The 24,403-nt window shown below is 72.9% G+C and carries 19 protein-coding genes; 13 read left to right on the top strand and 6 right to left on the bottom strand.

Going from position 1 to position 24,403, the window contains the following annotated elements:
* The 8 genes from ACZ4IF_RS18310 (at window position 1) to ACZ4IF_RS18345 (ending at window position 10,138) form a co-directional block, all read left to right on the top strand.
* Window positions 1-795 carry a TIGR03084 family metal-binding protein gene (locus ACZ4IF_RS18310; protein WP_467564018.1) on the top strand — a complete coding sequence of 265 codons (795 nt, stop codon included), beginning with the start codon at window positions 1-3 and terminating at the stop codon, window positions 793-795.
* On the top strand, window positions 792-2,480 hold the full coding sequence (locus ACZ4IF_RS18315) for an acyclic terpene utilization AtuA family protein (RefSeq protein WP_467564020.1): 1,689 nt from the start codon (window positions 792-794) through the stop codon (window positions 2,478-2,480). The genes ACZ4IF_RS18310 and ACZ4IF_RS18315 overlap by 4 nt, the downstream gene beginning before the upstream one ends.
* Window positions 2,477-4,075, top strand: coding sequence for an acyl-CoA carboxylase subunit beta (locus tag ACZ4IF_RS18320; protein WP_359488566.1), 1,599 nt, complete (start codon window positions 2,477-2,479; stop codon window positions 4,073-4,075). Before ACZ4IF_RS18315 ends, ACZ4IF_RS18320 begins: the two co-directional genes overlap by 4 nt.
* Before the next feature lie 10 nt (window positions 4,076-4,085).
* Window positions 4,086-5,945: an acetyl/propionyl/methylcrotonyl-CoA carboxylase subunit alpha gene (locus tag ACZ4IF_RS18325; protein WP_467564022.1), complete on the top strand. Its 1,860-nt coding sequence runs from the start codon at window positions 4,086-4,088 to the stop codon at window positions 5,943-5,945.
* Between the two features lie 102 nt (window positions 5,946-6,047).
* Complete coding sequence (locus ACZ4IF_RS18330) at window positions 6,048-7,208, top strand: acyl-CoA dehydrogenase family protein (protein WP_467564023.1); 1,161 nt, start codon at window positions 6,048-6,050, stop codon at window positions 7,206-7,208.
* Window positions 7,209-7,236: 28 nt separating this feature from the next.
* The gene (locus tag ACZ4IF_RS18335) at window positions 7,237-8,802 is read left to right on the top strand and encodes a 4-coumarate--CoA ligase family protein (protein WP_467564025.1); all 1,566 of its coding nucleotides are present in this window, start codon (window positions 7,237-7,239) and stop codon (window positions 8,800-8,802) included.
* Window positions 8,799-9,533 carry an enoyl-CoA hydratase family protein gene (locus ACZ4IF_RS18340; protein WP_467564027.1) on the top strand — a complete coding sequence of 245 codons (735 nt, stop codon included), beginning with the start codon at window positions 8,799-8,801 and terminating at the stop codon, window positions 9,531-9,533. Before ACZ4IF_RS18335 ends, ACZ4IF_RS18340 begins: the two co-directional genes overlap by 4 nt.
* Entirely contained in the window at window positions 9,521-10,138 is a 618-nt protein-coding gene (locus ACZ4IF_RS18345) for a TetR/AcrR family transcriptional regulator (protein ID WP_359488555.1), read from the top strand. Before ACZ4IF_RS18340 ends, ACZ4IF_RS18345 begins: the two co-directional genes overlap by 13 nt.
* A gap of 36 nt (window positions 10,139-10,174) precedes the next feature.
* Here the strand turns inward: ACZ4IF_RS18345 and pdxH are convergent, their stop codons facing one another.
* Window positions 10,175-10,813 carry a pyridoxamine 5'-phosphate oxidase gene (gene pdxH, locus ACZ4IF_RS18350; protein ID WP_467564295.1) on the bottom strand — a complete coding sequence of 213 codons (639 nt, stop codon included), beginning with the start codon at window positions 10,811-10,813 and terminating at the stop codon, window positions 10,175-10,177.
* Between the two features lie 502 nt (window positions 10,814-11,315).
* Here pdxH and ACZ4IF_RS18355 point away from each other — a divergent pair.
* Complete coding sequence (locus tag ACZ4IF_RS18355; RefSeq protein WP_359488553.1) at window positions 11,316-12,416, top strand: citrate synthase 2; 1,101 nt, start codon at window positions 11,316-11,318, stop codon at window positions 12,414-12,416.
* Window positions 12,417-12,447: 31 nt separating this feature from the next.
* Here ACZ4IF_RS18355 and ACZ4IF_RS18360 read toward each other — a convergent pair whose 3' ends face one another.
* On the bottom strand, window positions 12,448-13,503 hold the full coding sequence (locus tag ACZ4IF_RS18360; RefSeq protein WP_467564030.1) for an isopenicillin N synthase family dioxygenase: 1,056 nt from the start codon (window positions 13,501-13,503) through the stop codon (window positions 12,448-12,450).
* Window positions 13,504-14,312: 809 nt separating this feature from the next.
* Between ACZ4IF_RS18360 and ACZ4IF_RS18365 the strand changes: the two genes are divergently transcribed.
* The gene (locus tag ACZ4IF_RS18365) at window positions 14,313-15,713 is read left to right on the top strand and encodes a PAS domain-containing protein (protein ID WP_467564032.1); all 1,401 of its coding nucleotides are present in this window, start codon (window positions 14,313-14,315) and stop codon (window positions 15,711-15,713) included.
* 166 nt (window positions 15,714-15,879) lie between these two features.
* Here the strand turns inward: ACZ4IF_RS18365 and ACZ4IF_RS18370 are convergent, their stop codons facing one another.
* The gene (locus tag ACZ4IF_RS18370; protein ID WP_467564034.1) at window positions 15,880-16,635 is read right to left on the bottom strand and encodes an SIS domain-containing protein; all 756 of its coding nucleotides are present in this window, start codon (window positions 16,633-16,635) and stop codon (window positions 15,880-15,882) included.
* A 332-nt stretch (window positions 16,636-16,967) separates the two neighbouring features.
* Between ACZ4IF_RS18370 and ACZ4IF_RS18375 the strand changes: the two genes are divergently transcribed.
* Together ACZ4IF_RS18375 and ACZ4IF_RS18380 are read left to right on the top strand one after the other, a co-directional pair.
* Complete coding sequence (locus ACZ4IF_RS18375; protein ID WP_028802813.1) at window positions 16,968-17,660, top strand: metal-dependent transcriptional regulator; 693 nt, start codon at window positions 16,968-16,970, stop codon at window positions 17,658-17,660.
* A gap of 734 nt (window positions 17,661-18,394) precedes the next feature.
* A complete protein-coding gene (locus ACZ4IF_RS18380) occupies window positions 18,395-19,264 on the top strand; it encodes an alpha/beta fold hydrolase (RefSeq protein ID WP_467564036.1) in 870 nt (289 codons plus the stop codon).
* Window positions 19,265-19,427: 163 nt separating this feature from the next.
* On the opposite strand, the gene ACZ4IF_RS18385 is transcribed toward ACZ4IF_RS18380, so the two are convergent.
* The 3 genes from ACZ4IF_RS18385 to ACZ4IF_RS18395 form a co-directional block, all read right to left on the bottom strand.
* Window positions 19,428-21,041 carry a transporter gene (locus ACZ4IF_RS18385; protein WP_467564038.1) on the bottom strand — a complete coding sequence of 538 codons (1,614 nt, stop codon included), beginning with the start codon at window positions 21,039-21,041 and terminating at the stop codon, window positions 19,428-19,430.
* Window positions 21,038-21,829 carry an ABC transporter ATP-binding protein gene (locus ACZ4IF_RS18390; protein ID WP_467564040.1) on the bottom strand — a complete coding sequence of 264 codons (792 nt, stop codon included), beginning with the start codon at window positions 21,827-21,829 and terminating at the stop codon, window positions 21,038-21,040. Before ACZ4IF_RS18390 ends, ACZ4IF_RS18385 begins: the two co-directional genes overlap by 4 nt.
* A gap of 88 nt (window positions 21,830-21,917) precedes the next feature.
* Window positions 21,918-22,559: a bifunctional DNA primase/polymerase gene (locus ACZ4IF_RS18395; protein WP_467564042.1), complete on the bottom strand. Its 642-nt coding sequence runs from the start codon at window positions 22,557-22,559 to the stop codon at window positions 21,918-21,920.
* 438 nt (window positions 22,560-22,997) lie between these two features.
* Here ACZ4IF_RS18395 and ACZ4IF_RS18400 point away from each other — a divergent pair, with 438 nt between their 5' ends.
* Window positions 22,998-24,383, top strand: a complete 1,386-nt coding sequence (locus tag ACZ4IF_RS18400; protein ID WP_095935048.1) for a transcriptional regulator — start codon at window positions 22,998-23,000, stop codon at window positions 24,381-24,383.
* Window positions 24,384-24,403: the final 20 nt, after the last annotated feature.

A 24,403-nucleotide genomic window follows, 5' to 3' on the forward strand; every position in this document is an offset into this window, starting at 1 on the left:
GTGTCCGACGCGTCGTCAGTGATCGACGATCTGCAGCAGGAGAGCGAGGAACTCGACCGGCTGGTCGCGGAGTTGGAAACAGGCCGGTGGGCGCTCAGCACACCCGCCGCAGGGTGGACCGTCGCCCACCAGATCGCCCACCTCGCCTGGACCGACCACTCCGCACTGCTCGCCGTCACGGACGCGGACGCCTTCCACGCCCTGGTCGAGAAGGCGCTCGCGGCCCCCGACTCGTTCGTGGACCAGGGGGCCGAGGACGGCGCCCGGCTCGCGCCCGCCGACCTGCTCGCACGGTGGCGGGACGGGCGGACCGCGCTCGACCGCGCCCTGCGCGAGGCCCCGGCCGGCGCCCGCTTCCCCTGGTACGGGCCGCCCATGTCCACCGCCTCCATGGCCACCGGCCGGCTCATGGAGACCTGGGCCCACGGCCAGGACGTCGCCGACGCGCTCGGCGTGGTCCGCGCCCCCACCGACCGGCTGCGGCACGTGGTCCGCATCGGCGTCCGGGCACGGAACTTCGCGTTCGGCGCCCACGGACTCCCCGCACCCGCCGAGGAGTTCCGGGTGGAAGTCACCGCCCCCTCCGGCGCCCTGTGGACCTACGGCCCCGAGGACGCGGCCCAGCGCGTCACCGGTCCCGCGCTCGACTTCTGCCTCCTGGTCACCCAGCGCGCCCACCGCGCCGACCTCGCCGTGCGCGCCGACGGCACCGACGCCGACCGCTGGCTCGACATCGCCCAGGCCTTCGCGGGCCCGCCCGGCACCGGCCGCGTGCCGCGGGAGACGGCCCGGTGAGCGCCCCGGCAGCCCCGCTCCGCATCGGCAACGCCTCCGGCTTCTACGGCGACCGCTTCGACGCCGTGCGCGAGATGCTCACCGGCGGCGAACTGGACGTCCTGACCGGCGACTACCTCGCCGAGCTGACCATGCTCATCCTGGGCAGGGACCGCCTCAAGGACCCTGCCGCCGGCTACGCCCGCACGTTCCTGCGGCAGTTGGAGGACTGCCTCGGCCTCGCCCACGAGCGCGGCGTGCGCATCGTCACCAACGCCGGGGGGCTCAACCCCGCCGGACTCGCCGCCGCCGTAAGGAGACTGGCGGAACGGCTCGGCATCCCGGTGCGCGTCGCCCATGTCGAGGGCGACGACCTCACCGCGGATCATCCCGGCAGTCTGGCCGCGCACGCCTACCTCGGCGGCTTCGGCATCACCGCCTGCCTGCGGCAGGGCGCGGACGTCGTGGTCACCGGACGGGTGACCGACGCGGCCCTGGTCACCGGGCCCGCCGCCGCCCACTTCGGCTGGGGGCCCACGGACCACGACCGGCTCGCGGGCGCCGTCGTCGCCGGTCACGTACTGGAGTGCGGGACCCAGGCCACCGGCGGCAACTACGCGTTCTTCCGGGACGGCGACGTGCGCCGGCCCGGCTTCCCGCTGGCGGAACTCCACGAGGACGGCAGCTGCGTCATCACCAAGCACGACGGCACCGGCGGCTTCGTCGACGTCGGCACGGTCACCGCGCAACTGCTCTACGAGACGGGCGGCGCCCGGTACGCGGGACCCGACGTCACGGCCCGGCTGGACACCGTACGGCTCGGCCGTCAGGGCCCCGACCGCGTCCGGATCGAGGGCGTGCGCGGCGAGGCGCCGCCACCGACGCTCAAGGTCGGCCTCAACAGGCTCGGCGGCTTCCGCAACGAGGTCGTCTTCGTCCTCACCGGACTCGACGTCGAGGACAAGGCCGCGCTCGTCCGCGAGCAGATGACGGACGCGCTCGCCAAGTCGCCACCCGCCGAGGTGCGGTGGGAACTGGCCCGCACCGACCGGTCCGACGCGGACACCGAGGAGACGGCGAGCGCGCTGCTGCGGCTCGTCGTGCGGGATCCCGACCAGCAGACCGTCGGGCGCGCGCTGAGCGGGGCGGCCATCGAGCTGGCGCTCGCCAGCTACCCCGGCTTCCACGTGGTGGCGCCCCCCGGCAAGGGCGCGCCCTACGGCGTCTTCGAGGCCGTGCACGTCCCCCAGGCAGCTGTCGCCCACGCGGCCGTCCTGGACGACGGACGCAGGATCCCGGTGCCCGGGGCGCCGGACACCCGCGTCCTCGACGACGCCCCGGACCCCGTCCTGCCCGACCCGCTGCCGCCGGGGCCGACGCGCCGCGTACCGCTCGGCCGGGTCGCCGGCGCCCGCAGCGGGGACAAGGGCGGGAACGCCAACGTGGGTGTGTGGGCGCGCACGGACGACGCCTGGCGCTGGCTGGCCCACGAGCTGACGGCCGACCGGTTCCGGGAGCTGATGCCCGAGAGCGCCCCGCTGACCGTCGTCCGGCACGTGCTGCCCAACCTGCGCGCCCTCAATTTCGTCGTCGAGGGGATCCTCGGCGAGGGCGTCGCCTCCCAGGCCCGCTTCGACCCCCAGGCCAAGGCCCTGGGCGAATGGCTCCGCTCCCGTCACCTGGACATTCCGGAGAGCCTCCTGTGACCGTCCTTCCCACCGCGCTCGACACCGAGAGCCCCGAGTACGCGGCCCACCGCGAGACGATGGCCGCCAAGCTCGCCGAACTGGAGGGCGAGCACGCCAAGGCCCTCGCGGGCGGGGGCGAGAAGTACGTGGCCCGACACCGCGCGCGCGGCAAGCTGCTCGCACGCGAACGCATCGAACTGCTGCTGGACCCGGACACGCCCTTCCTGGAGCTGTCGCCGCTGGCGGCCTGGGGCAGCGAGTACACCGTCGGCGCCTCCCTCGTCACCGGCATCGGCGTGGTCGAGGGGGTCGAGTGTCTGATCACGGCGAACGACCCGACCGTGCGCGGCGGCGCCAGCAACCCGTGGAGCCTGAAGAAGGCCCTGCGGGCCAACGACATCGCGCTCGCCAACCGGCTGCCCTGCATCAGCCTCGTCGAGTCGGGCGGCGCCGATCTGCCGTCGCAGAAGGAGATCTTCATCCCCGGGGGCGCGATCTTCCGCGACCTCACCCGGCTGTCGGCGGCGGGGATCCCCACCGTGGCGGTCGTCTTCGGCAACTCCACCGCGGGCGGCGCGTACGTCCCGGGCATGTCCGACCACGTGATCATGGTCAAGGAGCGGGCCAAGGTCTTCCTCGGCGGGCCGCCGCTGGTGAAGATGGCCACGGGCGAGGAGAGCGACGACGAGTCGCTGGGCGGCGCCGACATGCACGCGCGCGTTTCGGGACTCGCGGACTACTTCGCCGTCGACGAGGAGGACGCGCTGCGGCAGGCCCGGCGCGTGGTCGCCCGCCTCAACCACCGCAAGGCGTACGGCGATCCTGGCCCGGCCGCCCCGCCCAAGTACGACGAGGACGAACTGCTCGGGATCGTCCCCGGCGACCTCAAGCACCCCTTCGACCCGCGCGAGGTGATCGCCCGGATCGTCGACGGCTCGGACTTCGACGAGTTCAAGCCCCGCTACGGGACCAGCCTGACGACCGGCTGGGCCGCCCTGCACGGGTACCCCGTCGGCATCCTCGCCAACGCCCAGGGCGTGCTCTTCAGCGCCGAGTCCCAGAAGGCCGCCCAGTTCATCCAGCTCGCCAACCAGCGCGACATCCCGCTGCTGTTCCTGCACAACACCACCGGCTACATGGTGGGCAAGGAGTACGAGCAGGGCGGCATCATCAAGCACGGCGCCATGATGATCAACGCGGTGAGCAACTCCCGGGTCCCGCACCTGTCGGTGCTCATGGGGGCGTCGTACGGAGCCGGGCACTACGGCATGTGCGGGCGCGCCTACGACCCGCGCTTCCTGTTCGCCTGGCCGAGCGCCAAGTCGGCGGTCATGGGCCCGCAGCAGCTCGCGGGCGTCCTGTCCATCGTCGCCCGGCAGTCGGCCGCGGCGAAGGGACGGCCCTACGACGACGAGGCCGACGCCGCGCTGCGCGCCATGGTGGAGCAGCAGATCGAGTCCGAGTCGCTGCCGATGTTCCTGTCCGGCCGGCTGTACGACGACGGGGTCATCGACCCGCGCGACACCCGCACCGTCCTCGGCATGTGCCTGTCCGCGATCCACACGGCGCCCTACGAGGGCGTGCGCGGTGGCTTCGGCGTCTTCCGGATGTGAGGTCCCTCCAGTGATCAGCTCAGTCCTTGTCGCCAACCGGGGCGAGATCGCCTGCCGTGTCTTCCGCACCTGCGGGGAACTCGGGATCCGGACCGTCGCCGTGTACTCGGACGCCGACGAGAACGCCCTGCACACCCGCATGGCGGAGGCGGCGGTGCGGCTGCCGGGCGCGGCCCCGGCGGAGACCTATCTGCGCGCCGACCTGATCGTGAAGGCGGCGCTGAACGCGGGCGCGGACGCCGTGCACCCCGGCTACGGCTTCCTCTCCGAGAACGCCGACTTCGCACGCGCCGTCCTCGACGCCGGCCTCGTGTGGATCGGGCCGCCGCCCGGGGCGATCGAGGCGATGGCCTCCAAGACCCGCGCCAAGCAGCTGATGGGCATCGAACCCCTCGCGTCGGTGACGGACGGCGACCTGCCCGTGCTGGTGAAGGCCGCCGCGGGCGGCGGCGGACGCGGCATGCGGATCGTGCGGGACCTGGCCGACCTGGACGGGGAGCTGGCGGCGGCGCGCGCCGAGGCGCTGAGCGCGTTCGGCGACGGCGAGGTCTTCGTCGAGCCGTACGTGGAAGGCGGCCGGCACGTCGAGGTGCAGGTCCTCGCCGACACGCACGGCACGGTGTGGGCGCTCGGCACCCGCGACTGCTCCCTCCAGCGCCGTCACCAAAAGGTCGTCGAGGAGGCGCCGGCGCCTGGCCTGGGCGACGAGCTCGCCGCCGAGCTGCACGCCTCGGCCGTGCGCGCCGCCCGCGCCGTCGACTACGTGGGCGCCGGGACGGTCGAGTTCCTGGTCGCGGACGGCCGGGCGCACTTCCTGGAGATGAACACCCGCCTGCAGGTGGAACACCCGGTGACGGAGGCCGTGTTCGGCATCGACCTGGTGGCGCTGCAGATCCGGGTCGCCGAGGGCGGCACCCTGGAGGACGAGCCGCCCCGGGCGCGGGGACACGCGGTCGAGGCCCGCCTGTACGCGGAGGACCCGGCACGCTCCTGGGCCCCGCAGACCGGGGTCCTGCACCGCCTCGCCGTCCCGGACGGCATCCGCCTGGACACCGGGTACGCCGACGGCGCCGAGATCGGCATCCACTACGACCCGATGCTCGCCAAGGCGGTCGCCCACGCCCCCACGCGCGCCGAGGCGGTGCGGAAACTGGCGGGCGCCCTGGAGCGGGCGACCGTGCACGGCCCGGTCACCAACCGGGACCTCCTCGTCCGCTCCCTGCGGCACCCGGAGTTCGCCGAGGCCCGCATGGACACCGGGTTCTACGACCGTCACCTGGACGAGCTGACCGAGCCCGCCCCCGACCCGTACGCGCCGCTGGCCGCGGCCCTCGCCGACGCGCACGGCCGGTCCAGGTTTGGCGGCTGGCGCAACGTGGCCTCGCAGCCGCAGGTCAAGCGCTACCTGATGGCCGGCACCGAGCACGAGGCGCGCTACCGCCACACCCGCGAGGGCCTCGCGGCCGAGGGGGTGCGCGTGGTGCGCGCCGACGACTCTCTCGTGGTCCTCGAAGTCGACGGCGTACGACGCGACTTCGCGATCGCGCGCCACGGCGACCAGGTCTTCGTGAACGCCACCGCGCTGACCGCGCTGCCGCGCTTCGGCGACCCCACCGCCCAGCAGGACCCGGGCTCGCTGCTCGCACCCATGCCCGGAACCGTCGTACGCGTCGCCGAGGGCCTGGCCGTCGGCGCCTTCGTACGGGCCGGGGAACCGCTGCTGTGGCTGGAGGCGATGAAGATGGAGCACCGGATCTCCGCGCCCGCCGCGGGCACGCTCACGGCCCTGCACGCGGCCCCCGGCCGGCAGGTCGAGGTGGGCGCGCTGCTCGCGGTCGTGCAGCCGGCCCCGCACGACGACACCCCGTAACGCCCCGGTGCGGCGGCCCGCGCCGCCGCACCGCGCGCGCGACCCGGCCGGACCGCGCGACCCGTCATGAACCAGCCGTACTTTCCGTCTTCAGGAGGCTCCATGAGTTCCGCCGTCGAGACCGAAGAGCACAAGGCACTCCGTTCCGCCGTGGCCGCCCTGGGCGCGCGCTACGGCCGCGACTACCTCGCCAAGGTCGTCGCCGACGGGGGGCACCCGGACGAACTCTGGTCCGAGGCGGCCAAGCTCGGCTACCTCGGCGTGAACCTGCCCGAGGAGTACGGCGGCGGAGGCGGTGGCATAGCCGAACTCTCCATCGTTCTGGAGGAGCTGGGCGCCGCCGGCTGCCCCCTGCTGATGATGGTCGTCTCGCCCGCCATCTGCGGCACCGTCATCGCACGGTTCGGCACCGAGGAGCAGAAGCGGCAGTGGCTGCCCGGACTCGCCGACGGCACCCGCACGATGGCCTTCGGCATCACCGAGCCCGACGCGGGCTCCAACTCGCACCGGATCACCACCACGGCCCGCCGGGACGGCACCGACTGGGTCCTCACCGGCCGGAAGGTGTTCATCTCGGGCGTCGACATCGCCGACGCGACGCTCATCGTGGGCCGCACGGAGGACGCGCGGACGGGCAGCCTGAAGCCCTGCCTGTTCATCGTGGAGCGGGACGCCGAGGGCTTCGGCCGCCGTCCCATCGACATGGAACTGCACGGCGCGGAGAAGCAGTTCGAGCTGACCCTGGACGACGTGCGGCTGCCCGCCGACGCACTCGTCGGCGACGAGGACGCCGGCCTGCTCCAGCTCTTCGCCGGCCTCAACCCCGAACGGGTGATGACGGCCGCGTTCGCGATCGGCATGGGCCGGTACGCCCTCGCCAAGGCCGTCGGCTACGCCCGCGAGCGCACCGTGTGGAAGGCGCCCATCGGCGCCCACCAGGCCATCGCGCACCCCCTGGCGCAGTCCCACATCGAACTCGAACTGGCCCGCCTGATGATGCAGAAGGCGGCCCACCTCTACGACCGCGGGGACGACGTGGCGGCCGGAGAGGCGGCGAACATGGCCAAGTACGCCGCCGGTGAGGCCTGCGTACGGGCCGTCGACCAGGCCGTGCACACCCTCGGCGGCAACGGCCTCACCCGTGAGTTCGGCCTCGCCTCCCTGATTACGGCCTCGCGCGTGTCTCGTATCGCGCCGGTGAGCAGGGAGATGATTCTCAACTACGTCTCCCACCAGACCCTGGGTCTGCCCAAGTCGTACTAGGACCTGGCGAGCCGCTCTAGGAGGAACCGTGTTCCGCAGCGAGTACGCAGACGTCCCGGCCGTCGAGCAACCCATCCACGAGGCCGTCCTCGGCGGTGCCGCCGAGCGCGGCGACACGCCCGCGCTCGTCGACGGCGTCGACGGCACCACGCTCACCTACGGCCAACTCGACCACTTCCACCGCCGGCTGGCCGCCGCGTTCGCCGAGGCCGGCGTCCGCAAGGGCGACGTGCTGGCCCTGCACAGCCCCAACACCATCGCCTTCCCCACGGCGTTCTACGCGGCCACGCGCGCCGGGGCCTCGGTCACCACGGTGCACCCGCTCGCCACGGCCGAGGAGTTCGCCAAGCAGCTGCGCGACAGCGCGGCGAGCTGGATCGTGACCGTGTCGCCGCTTCTGGAGACCGCCCGCCAGGCGGCCGAACTCGCGGGCGGGGTACGGGAGATCTTCGTCTGCGACCAGGCGCCGGGGCACCGTTCGCTGATCGAGCTGCTCGGCAGCACGGCGCCCGAGCCCGAGGTGGACATCGACCCCGTCGAGGACGTCGCGGCACTGCCGTACTCCTCGGGCACGACGGGTGTCCCCAAGGGCGTGATGCTCACCCACCGGTCCATCGCCACCAACCTCGCACAGCTCTCGCCGTGCATGCCGATGGGCACCGGCGACCGCATCCTCGCCGTGCTGCCCTTCTTCCACATCTACGGGCTCACCGCCCTCATGAACGCGCCCCTGAGGCAGGGCGCCACCGTCGTCGTGCTGCCGCGCTTCGACCTGGACACCTTCCTCGCGGCCATCCAGAAGCACCACATCACCGGTCTGTACGTGGCCCCGCCGATCGTCCTGGCCCTCGCCAAGCACCCGGCCGTAGCGCAGTACGACCTGTCGTCCCTGAAATACATCATCTGCTCGGCCGCGCCGCTGGACGCCGCCCTGGCCGCCGCCTGTTCGCAGCGGCTCGGACTGCCGCCCGTCGGCCAGGCGTACGGCATGACGGAACTGTCGCCCGGCACGCACGTCGTCCCCCTGGACGCCGAGAACCCGCCGCCCGGGACCGTCGGCAAGCTGATAGCCGGCACCGAGATGCGGATCGTCTCCCTGGACGACCCCGCCAAGGACCTGGGCGTCGGCGAGGCCGGCGAGATCACCATCCGCGGACCCCAGGTCATGAAGGGCTACCTCGGGCACCCCGACGCCACCGCCGCGATGATCGACGCGGACGGCTGGCTGCACACCGGGGACGTCGGCCATGTCGACGCCGACGGCTGGCTCTTCGTCGTCGACCGCGTCAAGGAACTCATCAAGTACAAGGGCTTCCAGGTCGCGCCCGCCGAACTGGAGGCGCTGCTGCTCACCCACCCCTGCATCGCCGATGCCGCCGTCATAGGGGTCTACAACGAAGACAACAACGAAGTCCCGCACGCCTTCGTGGTGCGCCAGCCGTCCGCACCGGACCTCACCGAGGGCGAGGTCATGATGCACGTCGCCGAACGCGTCGCCCCGTACAAGCGGGTCCGCATGGTCACCTTCGTCGACGGGGTCCCCCGGGCCGCGTCCGGGAAGATCCTGCGCCGTCAGCTGCGGAGCCTCTCATGACCGTCGTGCACGCGGCACACGACCGCGCCGTCACCACGCTGACCCTCGACTCGCCCGCCAACCGCAACGCCCTGTCGGCCGTCCTCGTGGGCGAACTCGCCGACGCGCTCACCCGGTGCGGCAAGGACGACGGCGTGCGCGCCGTCGTCCTCACCCACACCGGGAACACCTTCTGCGCGGGCGCCGACCTGCGCGACCCGCCGCACCCGGACGCCCTCGTCGCACTGCTGCGGCAGATCGTCGAGCTGCCCAAGCCCGTGGTGGCCCGGGTGACCGGCCATGTGCGGGCGGGCGGGCTCGGCCTGCTCGGCGCCTGCGACATCGCGGTCGCGGGAGAGGGGGCGAGCTTCGCCTTCACGGAGGTGCGCATCGGCGTCGCACCCGCCGTGATCTCCCTCACCCTGCTGCCCCGCACCGACCCGCGCGCCCTCGCCCGTCACTACCTCACCGGCGAACGCTTCGACGCCGCCGAGGCGGTCCGCACCGGTCTGCTGACGGCCGCCGGCCCCGACGCCGACGAGGTGCTCGCCCCGGTCCTCGACGGTCTGCGCCGGTCCTCGCCCCAGGCTCTCGCCGAGACCAAGGCGCTGCTCACGGCTAAGGTGCTGGAGACCTTCGACCGGGACGCGGGCGGGCTGACCGCGCTCTCGGCCCGGCTGTTCTCCTCCGCGCAGGCCGCCGAGGGGATGACCGCCTTCCTCGAACGACGGGATGCCGCATGGGTGGTGTGAGCACGACGGAACACGTCGGGCGTCTTCCGCATGTCCCCAAGCAGGACCGCAGCCGGGCCACCCGGCAGCGGCTCCTGGAAGCCGCCGTGGCCTGCCTCGCCGAACACGGCTGGGCGGGCTCCACGGTCTCCGTCGTCGCCGAGCGCGCCGGTGTCTCCCGGGGCGCCGCCCAGCACCACTTCCCCACCCGCGAGGACCTGTTCACCGCGGCCGTCGAGTACGTCGCCGAGGAGCGTTCCACCGCCCTGCGCGCCCTCTTCCCGGACGGCGCCGTCGACCGCCGCGTCGTGGTGGCAGCCCTCGTCGACCTCTACACCGGGCCGCTCTTCCGCGCCGCCCTGCATCTGTGGGTCGCCGCGTCGAACGAGGACCAGCTGCGGACGCGGGTCACCGAGCTGGAGGCCCGCGTCGGCCGGGAGAGCCATCGCATCGCGGTCGACCTGCTGGGCGCCGACGAGTCCCGGCCGGGCGTGCGCGAGACGGTGCAGGGCCTGCTCGACATGGCCCGCGGTCTCGGCCTCGCCAACCTCCTCACCGACGACGGGGCGCGGCGGGCGCGGGTGGTGGAGCAGTGGGGAGCACTGATGGAGCAGGCGCTGGACTGAGGCCGCGGGCCGGAGCCCCGGGCCCCGGCCCGTCCCTCAGGGGCTGAGGCGCTCCACCCGCCAGCTGCCGTCCGCTTCGGCCACGTAGCGGAGCCGGTCGTGGAGCCGGTTCTCACGGCCCTGCCAGAACTCGACGGCCTGCGGGGCGACGCGGAAACCGCCCCAGTTCGGCGGCACCGGGACCTGCTCGCCCTCCGGGTACCGGGCGCTCAACTGCGCGTAAGAGGACTCCAGTTCGTCCCGCGAGGCGATGACCGAGGACTGCTCGCTGGCCCAGGCGCCCAGCTGCGAGCCGTGCGGGCGGGTGCGGAAGTACGCCGCGGTCTCGTCCCGGGCGGTGCGCCGCGCGGTGCCGGTGACGATCACCTGCCGGGCCATGGGGTGCCACGGGAAGAGCAGCGACACGTACGGGTTCTCGGCCAGCTCGCGGGCCTTGCGCGAGCCGTAGTTGGTGTAGAAGACGAAGCCCTGCTCGTCGTACTGCTTGAGCAGCACGGTGCGGGAGCTCGGCCGGCCGTCGGCGTCCGCCGTCGCGACGACCATCGCGTTCGGTTCGTGCACGAAGCCGTGCACCGCCGCCTGCGCGGCCTGCCGGAACCAGTGGCCGAACTGATCCATGGGGTGTGCCGCGACATCGTCCTCGGTGAGGCCCTCGGCGCGGTAGTGCGCGCGCATCGCGGCGGGGTCGACGGCCAGCTCCTCCTCGGAGGCGTCCGCGGCTTCGGCGGCACGCTGGACGAGGGGTTCGGCGGCGGAGTCGTCCGGGAAACGATCGTTCACGCGGTCATCTTGCCGTATACGCGGCCCTCCCCGGGAAGGAGTGTGGTTCATCACTGCGTGGCACTGAGTGCCGCACACCCTCCCCAAAGGTGGCACCCGGGGATATCGTGCTGCTGCCGTTCCGGTTGGATGACCGCCAGCCGCACGGGGCATCACCGGGGTGAGACCGCTTCGGACCGCGAGTCGCAGAGGGCTGTTCGGACGACTTCCGAGATCTTTCGGGAATCGCCCGGAGTCTTCGCCGCCGACCGTGGAACCGGACCGGCCGGTCGAACGACCATCGACCGTCGCCCTGTCGTCCACGCCTGACACATGGTCGCGCGAACCCACGTACACCCCGTACGTGCCGTACACCCCCACACCGCCATCTGTCGCACACGTCACGAGGAGCCGCCTGATGTCCGACTTCGTACCCGGACTCGAAGGAGTCGTCGCGTTCGAAACGGAGATCGCCGAACCGGACAAGGAGGGCGGCGCACTCCGGTACCGGGGCGTCGACATCGAGGACCTGGTCGGCCACGTCTCGTTCGGGAACGTGTGGGGTCTCCTCGTCGACGGCGCCTTCAACCCCGGCCTGCCGCCCGCCGAGCCGTTCCCCATCCCCGTCCACTCCGGCGACATCCGCGTCGACGTGCAGTCCGCACTCGCGATGCTCGCCCCCGTCTGGGGCCTCAAACCCCTCCTCGACATCGACGAGGAGCAGGCCCGCGACGACCTCGCCCGCGCCGCCGTCATGGCGCTGTCGTACGTCGCCCAGTCCGCCCGCGGCCAGGGCCTGCCCATGGTCCCGCAGAGCGAGATCGACAAGGCCCACTCCGTGGTCGAACGGTTCATGATCCGTTGGCGCGGCGAGCCCGACCCCAAGCACGTCGCTGCCGTGGACGCCTACTGGACGTCGGCGGCGGAGCACGGCATGAACGCCTCCACCTTCACGGCCCGCGTCATCGCGTCCACCGGCGCGGACGTGGCGGCGGCGCTCTCCGGGGCGGTCGGCGCGATGTCCGGGCCGCTGCACGGCGGCGCGCCCTCCCGCGTCCTCGGCATGATCGAGGAGATCGAACGCACCGGGGACGCCGAGGCCTACGTCAAGCAGGCCCTCGACAAGGGCGAGCGCCTGATGGGCTTCGGCCACCGGGTGTACCGCGCCGAGGACCCCCGCGCGCGGGTGCTCCGGCGTACCGCCCGCGACCTCGGTGCCCCGCGCTTCGAGATCGCCGAGGCCCTGGAGAAGGCGGCCCTGGCCGAGCTCCACGCCCGCCGCCCGGACCGCGTCCTGGCGACGAACGTCGAGTTCTGGGCCGCCATCATGCTCGACTTCGCCGAGGTCCCGGCGCACATGTTCACCTCGATGTTCACGTGCGCCCGCACCGCCGGCTGGTCGGCGCACATCCTGGAGCAGAAGCGCACGGGCCGCCTGGTGCGCCCCTCCGCGCGCTACGTGGGCCCCGCCGCGCGCGGCCCGCAGGAGATCGTCGGCTACGAGGACATCGCGCACTGAGGGGCTCCGGGCCCCACTCGCACGCCGGTCGTCACGCGGGGGTGAGCAGCTCCGCGTGATGACGGGCGGCGACCAGCGGGTGGGCGCGCAGCTTCCCCTTCAGCTCGTTGAAGCCGTACTCCGCGAAGAGCGGGTTGTCCGGGTCCGTCGTCACACCGGGGGCGGCGGACGCGTACGGGAAGGGCAGCGGCTCGACCCGGGCGTCCAGCCGGGGGTTGTAGAAGAACGGCACCGAGAACCGCTCGGTGGCCCCGGCGGGACTCACCACCCGGTGGTTGGTGGCCAGCAGGTACCCGTTCGTGGCCACCTCCAGCAGCTCGCCCAGGTTGACGACGAACGCGCCCGGCAGCGGCGGCACGTCGTGGAACAGCCCGTCCTCCCGCTGCACCTGGAGCCCGCCGACCTGGTCCTGGAGCAGCAGCGTCAGGAAGCCGTAGTCCTTGTGCGCGCCGACCCCCTGATCGGCGCCGTCCCCGGCGCTCCCGGGGTAGCGCACGAGCTTCAGGTGCGGGTGCGCCCGCTCCCCGAAGACCGGGTCGTAGAAGCCGGCCGGAGCCCCGATCGCGGTCAGCAGCTCGCGCAGCAGCCGCTCGGCGACCGAGCTCAGCCGGTCGATCCAGGCGAGCGCCGCGGTGCGCAGCTCGGGCAGGGCCGCGGGCCACTGGTTCGGGCCCTGGAGCCACCAGTAGGCGGGCTCGCCGGGGCCCGGCACGTGCGGGGCCCGCTCGGCCCCTATGTCCAGCTGGTCGCGCCAGTCCCGGCTGCCGCCCGTGCGCTCGTCGCCGGTGCGGGTGTAGCCGCGGAAATGCGGCGAGTTCACGTTGTCGAGGGCGAGCCGGTCGGCTTCGGGGAGGGCGAAGAACCGGTGCATCGCCCGCAGCAGCGCGCCGGTCTCCTCCTCGCTCACCCCGTGCCCGACGAGCTGGAAGAAGCCCACGTCGTGGGCTGCGCTGTGCAGCTGCGCGTGCAGCAGGGCACGGGCCTGGGGTCCGCGCTCGGCCGCGGACAGATCGATGATCGGAAGCTGCCGGGAGCCGTGCTGCGGCCCGGGCAGGCGGTGGTTCGGGGAAGACGTGTACGTCGTCATGGGTGCGTCCGCAGGGTGTACGGGTGCCCGGGCGGCCGCCGGGGGTGGGGCGGGGGCCACGGGTGCCAAATGGAAGAGGAGGCCGTGCGAAGAGGGGCTGGGTCAGGCAGAGCGCCGACAGCCCATGCTCGTGACGCGCACGAAGTCCACGTGGCGGCGTCGAACGAGCATCGGAAGCATGGCCCAAGAGTACTGCGGGCCTTCGGATACGGGTGTGTCCCGCCTCACACGCCGTGAAATCGCCCGGGGCGGGCGTGGAGCGCGGCTCCGGCGGCACCGCGGACGCGGGTGCCGGGCGCGGAACGCCCCGTGGAACGCAGACGACCTGTGGGCTCGGGTCCCTCCGCCTCGCGGCGGAGGAGCCGGCCGGACGTACCGGCGAGCCCACAGGTCGGGTGACTGCTTGGGATTGGGGCCGGCTGCACGCTCGATTCACGTGCTGGTCCGGCACCGCACTGGATGTGGTGACGGGCCGCTAGCCCGCAGCCACCTCACGCGTCCGGTTTCCATACATCTGCCGAACCACCTCCCTTCTCGTGTGCACCACACACTAGGAACCGATCCCGCACGCTTCAACCGTTTTTTTGGAAAGTGTCCGCGGCGCCCGTGCGGGACGTTCCCGCAGGCCCGGTGCGGTGGCCGGGAAAGTCATGGGTTTCCGGGGCGGGCGGGACGGAAATCCGGCGTACAACGATTTCGTCCAATCTTTGGGGAAGGCGATGTGGGCTGGGTCACGTTCGAGTTGAATGATTGCCAGTGAGTGAACTGTCGCGCCGTACGTGCGGACACACAGCCTGCAGGGGGTCCAGGTGAGTGCTTCCCGGCGTAGTGGGACCACCGACGAGCTGGGGCCCGACGAGCCCGAGCGGGACGGTTCGGATCTGCTTGCCGCGCTGTTGGACGGGATGGACGCGGCGCTGTGTGCCTTCGACGCCGACGGCGTCGTCACCCATTGGAACCGTGAGGCCGAGCGCATCCTGGGCTGGACCGCCGCCGAGGCCGTCGGCCGGCACGGGTTCGCCGGATGGGCGGTGCGCACCGCGGACGCCGAGGAGGTCGAGGCGCGGCTGCTGTCCGCCATGCAGGCACCCGGACGGCAGGTCCACGAGTTCGCCCTGCTGACCAAGGAGGGCGGCCGGGTGCTGGTGCGCACCCAGTCCGCCGCCGTGCGCGGACCGGACGGCAAGCCCGCCGGCGTGTACTGCGCCTTCAGCGAGGTGCACGCCCAGATCGACCTCGAACGGTCCATCGCGCTCAGCGAGGCGCTGTTCGAGGACGCCAGCTGGGGCGTCGTCCTCGTCGACGCCGACCTGCGGCCCGCCGTCGTCAACGCCCACGCCGCGCGAGCCCTCGGGACCGGCCGTACGTCCCTGCTCGGCCGCCCCCTCGGAGAGCTGCTCTCCCAGGGCGTCGAGGACCTGGAGGGCGCGCTCACCCATGTGCTCGCCGAGGGCGCCCCGCCCGCGCCCGCGGAGATGTGGGTGAGCCTGCGGACCCCGGAGGGCGAGAAGCGGCGCTGCTGGCGCAGCGGCTTCCTGCGCCTCGCCTCGCCGCTCGCCGAGGAGCCCGTACCGCTCGGCGTGGGATGGCTCTTCCAGGACGTGACGGAGGCCAAGCAGGCCGAGCAGGAGGCGGCTCAGCTGCGCTTCCGCGCCATCCAGCTGCACCGGGCGGCGCGGGCCGCCGCCGAGTGCGAGGACCCGGCGGAGGCCGCCACCGTCCACCTCGACTTCGCGCTCGCCGGCTTCGCCGACCACGCGCTGATCGACCGGGTGGCGGGCGGCTCGCTGCGCGACGGGGAAGGCCCCGTCCGGCTCGTCAGGGCCGCGGCCACGCCCTCGGGGGCACCTGGTCCGAGCATGCCGACCGGCAAGGCGGGACTGCCCGTGCGCTACGGGGACGGGCATCCCGCGCTCCAGTGCGTGGACCGCGCCGGGTCCGTACGGGCCAGCGCGGGTGCCGCCGGGACCGAGCAGGCACGCGAGTGGGCCGTGGCCCGCCAGTGGCCGCCGGACTCGGTGCACGCGCTGTGCGTGGTGCTGCGCAGCCGGGGACGGACCCTGGGCGTCGTGACGTTCCTGCGGGGCGCGGGACGCAGCCAGTTCGAGCGCGCGGACGCCACGTACGCGGAGGACGTGGCCGTACGGATCGCGATGGCGCTGGACCTGGAGGGACTGCTGGGGAGCGCCGGTCCCGTGGGGAGCGAGTAGGGCCCGGTCCCGCCGCCCGTGCGCGCCCGCAGGAGACGGGTCCTGGAACTGCCGGGAGGCTCCCAGGGCTGCCGGGCCCGCCTCGGGACCGCCCGCCCACGGCCCGGCGGCCGCCGGGCCGCGGCGGTACCCGTGGCGGGCCGTCCCGGGGCTCCGGCGGGCCGGGTCAGCGCCGGTAGAAGATCCGGTCCCCGTACTCCGTCATCACCCGGTTGTTCCAGTCGTGGCCGCCGTCCACGTTGCCCGAGCGCAGCAGGGGCGGCTCGATGCCGCGGCCGGCCAGGGTGCCCGCCGCCGTCGCCATGACGGCCTGGAGCAGGGCCGTGGTCACCACGGTGGACGCGGGGGCGAAGGGGGCCTCGATCGCGTCGAGGGCGAGTTCCGCGTCACCGACCGCGATCTTCGAGTCGAGGACCACGTCGCAGTGGTCCTTCAGATAGGTGCCCGAGACGTGCCGTGACGTCGTCTCGGTGGCGTAGGCGACCGAGGTGACGCCGATGACCTTCACCCCCAGCGCGCGGGCGTTCATGGCCATCTCCACCGGGAGCGCGTTGCGGCCGGACAGCGAGATGATCACGAGCAGGTCGCCGGAGCGCAGCGGGCTGCAGTCGAGGACCGCGCTCGCCAGCCCGTCGACCCGCTCCAGGGCGGAGCCGAGCGTGGCGGGCATGACGTCGACGCCCACGACCCCCGGCACGGTGAGCAGGTTCATCAGGGCGAGGCCGCCCGCGCGGTACACGACGTCCTGCGCGGCGAGCGAGGAGTGCCCGGCTCCGAAGGCGAACAGCCGCCCGCCGTCCGCGACGGTGTCGGCGATCAGGGTGCCGGCCGCCTCGATGTCCGCGGCGTCCTCGTCCCGTACCCGCTGGAGCAGGCCGATCGCGGCGTCGAAGAACTGCCCGGCCAACTTGCTGTCGCTCATCGGCGAAGCCCTTTCCACGTCTCGTCGTATCGTCGGGGTCGACGCGCACGGCCGAAGGGCGGCTGAACCGGAGTCCCGGTACGGCCGTACTCCTGTCGTGTCGCGGATCACGTTGCGGTCTGGACCACTGCGCTGTCAACAACGCCCGCCCGTCCGGGCGGGTTCGTCGCTCCGGCCCGTTCCGTGTCCGCACGGCCGCTGCGGGCAGGCTCGACCGCCCGGTTTCGACGGCCGGGCACGGTTGTCAGTGGTATGCGTCAGAATTGAGTTCAGGGCCAGCGCACACGCCGGTGGGCCGTCGAGTCTCCGGCAGAGCTAATCGAGGGGCACGAATGTCCGGACTGATCGACACCACGGAGATGTATCTCCGCACCATCCTCGAACTCGAGGAGGAAGGCGTGGTCCCCATGCGCGCCCGGATCGCGGAGCGGCTCGACCAGAGCGGCCCCACGGTCAGCCAGACGGTGGCGCGCATGGAGCGCGACGGCCTGGTGGCGGTCGCCAGCGACCGCCATCTGGAACTCACCGAGGAAGGGCGGCGGCTGGCCACCCGGGTGATGCGCAAGCACCGTCTCGCGGAGTGCCTGCTCGTCGACGTGATCGGTCTGGAGTGGGAGCAGGTGCACGCCGAGGCGTGTCGCTGGGAACACGTGATGAGCGAGGCCGTCGAGCGGCGCGTCCTGGAACTGCTGCGCCACCCGACCGAGTCGCCGTACGGCAACCCGATCCCCGGCCTGGAGGAGCTCGGCGAGAAGGACGGCGCAGACCCGTTCCTGGACGAGGGCATGGTGTCCCTGTCCGAGCTCGACCCGGGCATGGACGGCAAGACCGTGGTGGTCCGCCGGATCGGCGAGCCGATCCAGACGGACGCGCAGCTGATGTACACGCTGCGGCGCGCGGGCGTGCAGCCCGGCTCCGTGGTGAGCGTGACCGAGTCGGCGGGCGGGGTCCTCGTGGGCAGCGGCGGTGAGGCCGCCGAGCTGGAGGCGGACGTCGCCTCCCACGTGTTCGTCGCCAAGCGCTAGCGCCCGCGTCCTGGGCGGCGCTCCGGGGCCCGTGCCCGTGACGGGCCGCCCGCGCCGCCCACCGCAGGCGCCGGCGCGACCGGTACCCGCGAGGGGCAGCTCCCGGGGGCCGGCGCGGGGACGGCATCGGCCGGTCCCGCGCCGGTTCCCGGGCGCACGCCGTCCCGTGTACCGCGCATTCCGGCCGATCCGCTTGGGACATGTCAACTTCCGCGGTACCAGGGGCAGTTGTGGCGTCTCCGCGATCCCACCGAAACCAAGATTCAGTGTGCGGAATCGCAGCGGCGGGACCGTATGCGTGCGAGGCTGTCGCGTGAGGCATATGACCTGAGGGCTCTTGACCGTGTCCGAGAGCGATGGTGCGCGGTCGGGGAGGGGGCGCAAGGATGTGCCGTAGTCGTGGAGAGGGCCCCGGCGCCGCATGGCGCCGGGGCCTGTCCTCCCCTGTGCTGACCCGGAGCCCCGAGCTCTCAGGGTCAATCCCCTCGGACCGGTTTCCCCGAGCGGTCCGCCTCCCGCTGAAGATCTCCCCTCGGCGGCGGCGGTCAATCCTGGGACATGGTCACTCGAATGAGGGGTGTTGCAGCCAGGAGGCCCATTTTCGAAACCCCATTCGATAACGTGGCGGTGCGTCAGGGGTACATGTAGAGCAGCACACCAGCAGGAAGCGGTACGAGTGGACCGGCCGGTTCGAGCGGGAGTGAGCCGGTCCGAGCGAGCTAGGGGGGTGCCCGATGGTGCGGCGCATCGACGTGAGGGGAACGGGCGGCGTACGCCTCGCCGCCTGGGAGTTCGCCGACCCGCCGAAGACAGACCCGCCCAGGGCTTCGGAGGAGTCGCCCGGCGTGCTGTTACTGCACGGCCTCATGGGCCGTGCCTCGCACTGGGCGTCCACCGCCCGCTGGCTCTCCGAGCGGCACCGTGCCGTCGCGCTCGACCAGCGCGGCCACGGTCAGAGCGACAAGCCGCCGGAGGCGGAGTACACCCGCGAGGCCTATGTGGAGGACGCCGAGGCCGCTCTCGAACAGCTCGGTCTCGCCCCCGCCGTCCTGATCGGCCATGCCATGGGCGCGCTGACCGCCTGGCAGCTCGCCGCCAAGCGCCCCGACCTCGTCCGCGGAGTGATCATCTGCGACATGCGGGCCTCCGCGCTCGGGGCCGCGTCCCAGCGCGAGTGGGAGGACTGGTTCAAGGCCTGGCCCGTGCCCTTCGCGACCCTCGCCGACGTGCGGAAGTGGTTCGGTGAGGACGACCCCTGGGTGGAGCGCCCCAACCCGTCCCGCGGCGAGTTCTACGCCGAAGTGATGCATGAGTCCCCGGAGGGCTGGCGCCCGGTCTTCGAACCGGAGCAGATGCTCAAGTCCCGCCAGACCTGGGTGTACGACGCCCACTGGGAGGAGCTCGCGCAGGTCCGGTGCCCCGCCCTGGTCGTCCGGGGCCTCGACGGCGAACTGGGCCGGGCCGAGTCCCAGGAGATGGTCCGTGTCCTGCCGCGCGGCCAGTACGCGGAGGTGGCCGACGCCGGGCACCTCGTGCACTACGACCAGCCGGAGGCCTGGCGCGCGGCCATCGAGCCGTTCCTCGACGGCGTCCTCACCGTCTAGGTCCCGCGCCGGCTCGTTGTCCGGCGCCGCCGTCCGGGTCCGCCGTCCGGGTCCGCCGTCCGGGGTGGGCGGGGCCCCTTCCGGATGCCTGGCGCCGGCCCGCCGCCAGGTCCCCGCGACGGTCCCTGATCCGCGGGATCCGTAGCCGGGACCGGCCCGTGGCTCAGCCCTTGCTGACCGCCGCCAGTATCTCCGGCAGTCGCCCTGCCGTCCGCGGTGCCGCCATCCGCAGTCCCAGCTCCGTGACAAGGGCCCCGTATCCGGCGCCCAGCGGCAGCACCAGCCAGCTCCAGTCGTCGCCGCCCGACGTCACGTTCAGCCAGATGGTGAGCGCGATGACGGGGGCCGCGAGCAGCGCCGCCGAGACCATGCCGCCGACGACGGAGATCCAGGCGAGGCCCGCCTGCCCCGGGGCCACGTTCTTGTAGCCCTCCTGCGGGATCGAGTACGGGAAGCGCGCCGAGGACCACGCGCCGGTCGCCAGCATCGCGCCGAGCAGCGCGAAGGACAGACCGAGCACCTCCGGCAGCTTCGGCCAGTCGCCGAGCATCGCCGTCGTCAGGACGGTCACGAGCGTCGCGTACGGCAGGGTGATCACCAGCAGCGCCAGCGCACGCCCGCGCAGCTCGACGTACGCGTCCCGGGTGGACGAGATCGTCATCGCGACGATCCAGAACGCGGACGTGTCCTGCCCGAACTGGTTGTACATCTGGATGCCGAGCATCCCCGCGGCGAAGCACGCGAAGTAGATCGAACCGGTGCCCTGGAGAGCGTTGAACACCGGCACGATCAGCCCGATGGCCAGCGACGTCACCCATGCCGCCTTGGTCTTCGGATCGCGCCACACATAACGCAGGCTGCGCTCCATGACGGTCCCGGTGCGCCCGGACGGCAGCAGTCGGGCCGCTCCCGACCCCCCCTTCTCCCGCGCGGCCGGCTCGGCCGCCCGGAGGGTCGAACCGTCCGGCGAGGTCATCAGACGGGTCAGATGCCGGGACCACAGTGCCAGCAGCCCCGCCAAGGCGGCCACAGCCAGCAGCAGTTGGACCATGCCGGTCGCGTACGATCCGTCGCTCACCGAGTCCACCGCGCCGATCGCGGAGGCGGGCGGCACCCAGCGCAGTACGTCCGCCACGGGGTCGAGCTGCGACAGACCGCCCGCCGAACCGAGCCGCTGCGCACCGAAGTTGACCAGCTGCGCGCCGACCGCGACCACCAGACCGCTGAGCACCGCCAGATCACGGCCCTTGCGGCTGGACAGCAGCCGGATGTTGGCGGCGGCGACGGCCCGTGCGAGGGCCACGGAGACGAGGAGGGCGACGGCCACGGCGACGACGGCGGTGACGTACGCCGCCGCGCCGTGCGCGACGGAGAGCACCGAGCCGAGCAGCAGACAGAGCGTGAAGAGGGGCCCGACGCCGACCAGGGAGGCCGCCAGCAACGCCCGTACCAGCGGGCGCGGACGCAGCGGCAGCATCACCAGGCGCGTCGGGTCGAGGGTCTCGTCGCCGCTGGGGAAGAACAGCGGCATCACGGCCCAGCCGAGCGCGAGCAGCGCCACCAGCAGCAGGGCGACGGCGAGGGCGTGCGCGTTGCCGCGCAGCGCGATCAGGCCGATCAGCTGAAGGGCGGCGAAGAGCAGGACGAGGACGACCGAGGAGATGTACGCGGCCCGCCGGCCGGCCGACTGGCGCAGCCCGTTGCGCAGCAGCGACAGCTTCAGCCGTACGACGACGGGGGTGATCGACGCGGACGGGACACCCGTGGCGGCGCTCATCGTGCCCCGCCGCCCAGCCAGTCCAGATCGGCTCCGGCGGTGCGGCCCTGCGCGCCGACCAGTTCGAGGAAGGCTTCCTGGAGGGAGGGCGCGCCGCCGCGGACCTCGGTGAGCGGGCCGTGCGCGCGGATGCGCCCCGCGGCCATCACGGCGACCCAGTCGCACAGCGACTCCACCAGCTCCATCACATGGGAGGAGAACACGACTGTGGCGCCGGAGCCGGTGTAGCGCTCCAGGACACCGCGGATCGTCTGCGCGGAGACGGGGTCGACGCCCTCGAACGGCTCGTCGAGGAAGAGGATCTCCGGGTTGTGCAGGAGGGCGCAGGCCAGGCCGATCTTCTTGCGCATGCCGGTCGAGTAGTCGACGACGAGTTTGTGCTGGGAGCCCGCGAGGTCGAGCACGTCGAGGAGCTGGGTGGCGCGCTTGTCGACCTCGGCGCCGGGCAGACCGCGCAGCCGGCCCGTGTAGGCGAGGAGTTCGCGCCCCGAGAGCCGTTCGAACAGCCGCAGCCCCTCGGGCAGCACGCCGATGCGCGCCTTCACCTCCACCGGGTCGCGCCACACGTCGTGGCCGACGACCTCGACGGTGCCCTGGTCAGGCCTGAGCAGCCCGGTCACCATGGACAGCGTGGTGGTCTTGCCGGCCCCGTTCGGGCCGACGAGCCCGATGAACCGGCCCGCGGGCAGCTCCAGATCGATCCCCGCGACGGCGATCTGTTCCCCGAACCGTTTCCAGAGCCCCTGTACGCGTACGGCGGGCACACCGGCCCCTGCTCCCTCGGTCATGCGAGAACCCTACGTGGGTGAGGCGACCGCGGACGGCCGTGCGCCCGCCGACGCCGAACGGCGGTGGCGGGCAAGGCGGTCGGCGGTGCTACCGGTCCCGTCCGCACGCGTACGTCAGGGGCGAGATGAGCTCCTCCGCGTCCGGGAGCCACCGGTTGGCGGGCGTGGGGCGGCGGGCCCACTGCACGGCGCCGCGGGAACCGAAACGGGTGGGCGGTGCGGGCACGTACGAGCCCTCGCCGAGCGCCAGCAGATCGAGGGAGGCGGCCGGCCAGCCCAGCTTCCGCACCAGGTCGGGGACCTTCGCGGCGGCACCCGGGAGCACGAAGAAATGCATGCGGCGGTCCGGGGTGCAGGTGACCGGACCGAGGGTCAGCTCCATGCGCTCCATGCGGGCCAGGGCGAGGAAACCGGCCGTCTCCGGGACGTCGATCGCGTCGAACGTCCGCCCCGTGGGCAGCAGGATCGAGGCCGTCGGCTGCTTCGACCACAGTCGGCGCGCGACGGTCGCACTGCCCGTCGCCTGAGTCGCCCAGTCCTCGCGCGCCGGGTGCGCGCCGGGTGAGGCGCACGCGGGCTCGCCGCAGGAGCAGTGCTGCACCCCGTCGACGGCTTCCAGCCAGGTGCCCGGGACCACGTCCCAGTGGCGTTCATCGGCATAGCGCATGGCGGTTTCCTGCAGCGTTTCGCCACGCTGCTGGGGGATGTGTGCGGACTCGGTGCCTGCCATGGTCTTTTCCACGTGGAACTCAACTCCCGGGTCCACCTCGGGTTACGGGGGACACACGCGCGGGGGAGGAGCATCGATTCCGCGTCTGGGGCGCATGGATGCACGTGTGGGGGCGCGCGGGAGGAACGACCGCGGGGAGTGGGTAGGCAGCGGTGGGGTCGGCAACCGCCTTTACCCCGGCAAACCTCACATGTCTCGCATCTTCGGCATGTCTGCGGGGCATTGATCTTCCTGGCCGACTTCTTTCGGTGCGGTCGGCCGCTGAAGACACGTCAAGTCGGTGCGTGGGCAGGCACCGCAGCCACGGGCGGGTGAGTCGAAGGGGCGTGCCGGTGCGAGGGGCGACGCGCAAGGGCCCGCGGGGCCCGCGCGCGATCGCCCACTCGGCACCGGTCGGCACGCTCCGGAGGCGAACCGCCGGAGAGCAGGGGGTACGCCATGGCCGCAAGGCCTCTCATCGCCAGGCAGCCGAACGAACGGCTCCAGGCGCTCATCCAGGAAGCGGGCTGTTCCAATGCGGGGCTCGCGCGCCGGGTCAACATGTGCGGCGCGGAACACGGTCTCGATCTGCGCTACGACAAGACGTCCGTGGCGCGCTGGCTGCGCGGACAGCAGCCGCGCGGGAGGGCCCCGGCGATCATCGCGGAAGCGCTCGGACGCAAGCTGGGCCGCACGGTCACGATCGACGAGATCGGCATGGCCAACGGCAAGAACCTCGCGTCCGGCGTGGGCCTCCAGTTCTCGCCGACCGTACTGGGCGCCATCGAGCAGGTCTGCGAACTGTGGCGCAGCGACGTGGGACGACGGGACTTCCTGTCCGGCTCCTCGGTCGCCGCCTCCGCGCTCGTCGAACCGAGCCGGGACTGGCTGATCTCCGCGCCGGACGCGCAGGTGGCGCGTTCGGCGGGCCCGCGGGTCGGGCTCTCGGACGTGGCGGCGGTCCGTGCGATGACCCAGGCGCTCGTCGACCTGGACCACCAGTACGGCAGCGGGCATGTGCGCCCGGTGGTCGTGCACTACCTCAACAGCGTGGTGTCCGGACTGCTCGCCGGCTCCTACCGGGAGGCGGTCGGGCGCGACCTGTTCGCCGCGGTCTCACGGCTGACGGAACTCGCCGGGTACATGGCCGTCGACACCGGCCAGCCGGGGCTCGCCCAGCGCTACTACATCCAGGCCCTGCGACTCGCCCAGGCGGCAGGCGACCGCGGGTACGGCGGCTATGTGCTCGCCGCGTCCATGAGCCATCTGGCCGCACAGCTCGGCAATCCGCGTGAGATCGCGCAGCTGGCGCGCGCCGCGCAGGAGGGCGCGCGGGGGCGGGTGACGCCCCGCGCCGAGTCGATGTTCCACGCCGCGGAGGCGCGCGGGCACGCGCTGATGGGCGACGCGCGCGCCGCTCAGCTGGCGTCCGGGCGCGCGGTGACCGCACTGGAGGGTGCGGACGCGGCCTCCGGGGACGACCCGACATGGATCGCGCACTTCGACGAGGCCTATCTCGCCGACGAGCTGGCGCACTGCCACCGCGACCTGGGGCAGGCGGAGGCGGCGGCGCGGTGCGCGGAGGAGTCCCTCGCCGGGCACCCCGAGTCGCGGGCCCGGCGCAGGGCGATCGGCTATGTGCTGCTCGCCACGGCGCAGGTGCAGCAGCGCGAGGTGGAGCAGGCCTGCCACACCGGGATGCGCGCCGTGGAGCTGCTGGGCACGCTGCGTTCCAACCGGGGTGCGGAGTATCTCGACGACCTCCAGCAGCGGCTGGAGCCGTACCGGGACGAGCCGGTGGTGCGGGAGTTCGGCGCGCGCATGGACCTCCAGGCCGCGGCCTGAGCCCGGGGGCGGGGCGTGCG

The organism is Streptomyces sp. NPDC025784, from assembly GCF_055558435.1.

Coding starts and splice junctions, on each gene's coding strand:
- ACZ4IF_RS18360 (WP_467564030.1), bottom strand. CDS start 13,503: ATGACGACGTACACGTCTTCCCCGAACCACCGCCTGCCCGGGCCGCAG.
- pdxH (WP_467564295.1), bottom strand. CDS start 10,813: ATGCGCGCGCACTACCGCGCCGAGGGCCTCACCGAGGACGATGTCGCG.
- ACZ4IF_RS18400 (WP_095935048.1), top strand. CDS start 22,998: ATGGCCGCAAGGCCTCTCATCGCCAGGCAGCCGAACGAACGGCTCCAG.
- ACZ4IF_RS18370 (WP_467564034.1), bottom strand. CDS start 16,635: ATGAGCGACAGCAAGTTGGCCGGGCAGTTCTTCGACGCCGCGATCGGC.
- ACZ4IF_RS18395 (WP_467564042.1), bottom strand. CDS start 22,559: ATGGCAGGCACCGAGTCCGCACACATCCCCCAGCAGCGTGGCGAAACG.
- ACZ4IF_RS18355 (WP_359488553.1), top strand. CDS start 11,316: ATGTCCGACTTCGTACCCGGACTCGAAGGAGTCGTCGCGTTCGAAACG.
- ACZ4IF_RS18385 (WP_467564038.1), bottom strand. CDS start 21,041: ATGAGCGCCGCCACGGGTGTCCCGTCCGCGTCGATCACCCCCGTCGTC.
- ACZ4IF_RS18345 (WP_359488555.1), top strand. CDS start 9,521: ATGGGTGGTGTGAGCACGACGGAACACGTCGGGCGTCTTCCGCATGTC.
- ACZ4IF_RS18340 (WP_467564027.1), top strand. CDS start 8,799: ATGACCGTCGTGCACGCGGCACACGACCGCGCCGTCACCACGCTGACC.
- ACZ4IF_RS18390 (WP_467564040.1), bottom strand. CDS start 21,829: ATGACCGAGGGAGCAGGGGCCGGTGTGCCCGCCGTACGCGTACAGGGG.
- ACZ4IF_RS18375 (WP_028802813.1), top strand. CDS start 16,968: ATGTCCGGACTGATCGACACCACGGAGATGTATCTCCGCACCATCCTC.
- ACZ4IF_RS18380 (WP_467564036.1), top strand. CDS start 18,395: ATGGTGCGGCGCATCGACGTGAGGGGAACGGGCGGCGTACGCCTCGCC.
- ACZ4IF_RS18330 (WP_467564023.1), top strand. CDS start 6,048: ATGAGTTCCGCCGTCGAGACCGAAGAGCACAAGGCACTCCGTTCCGCC.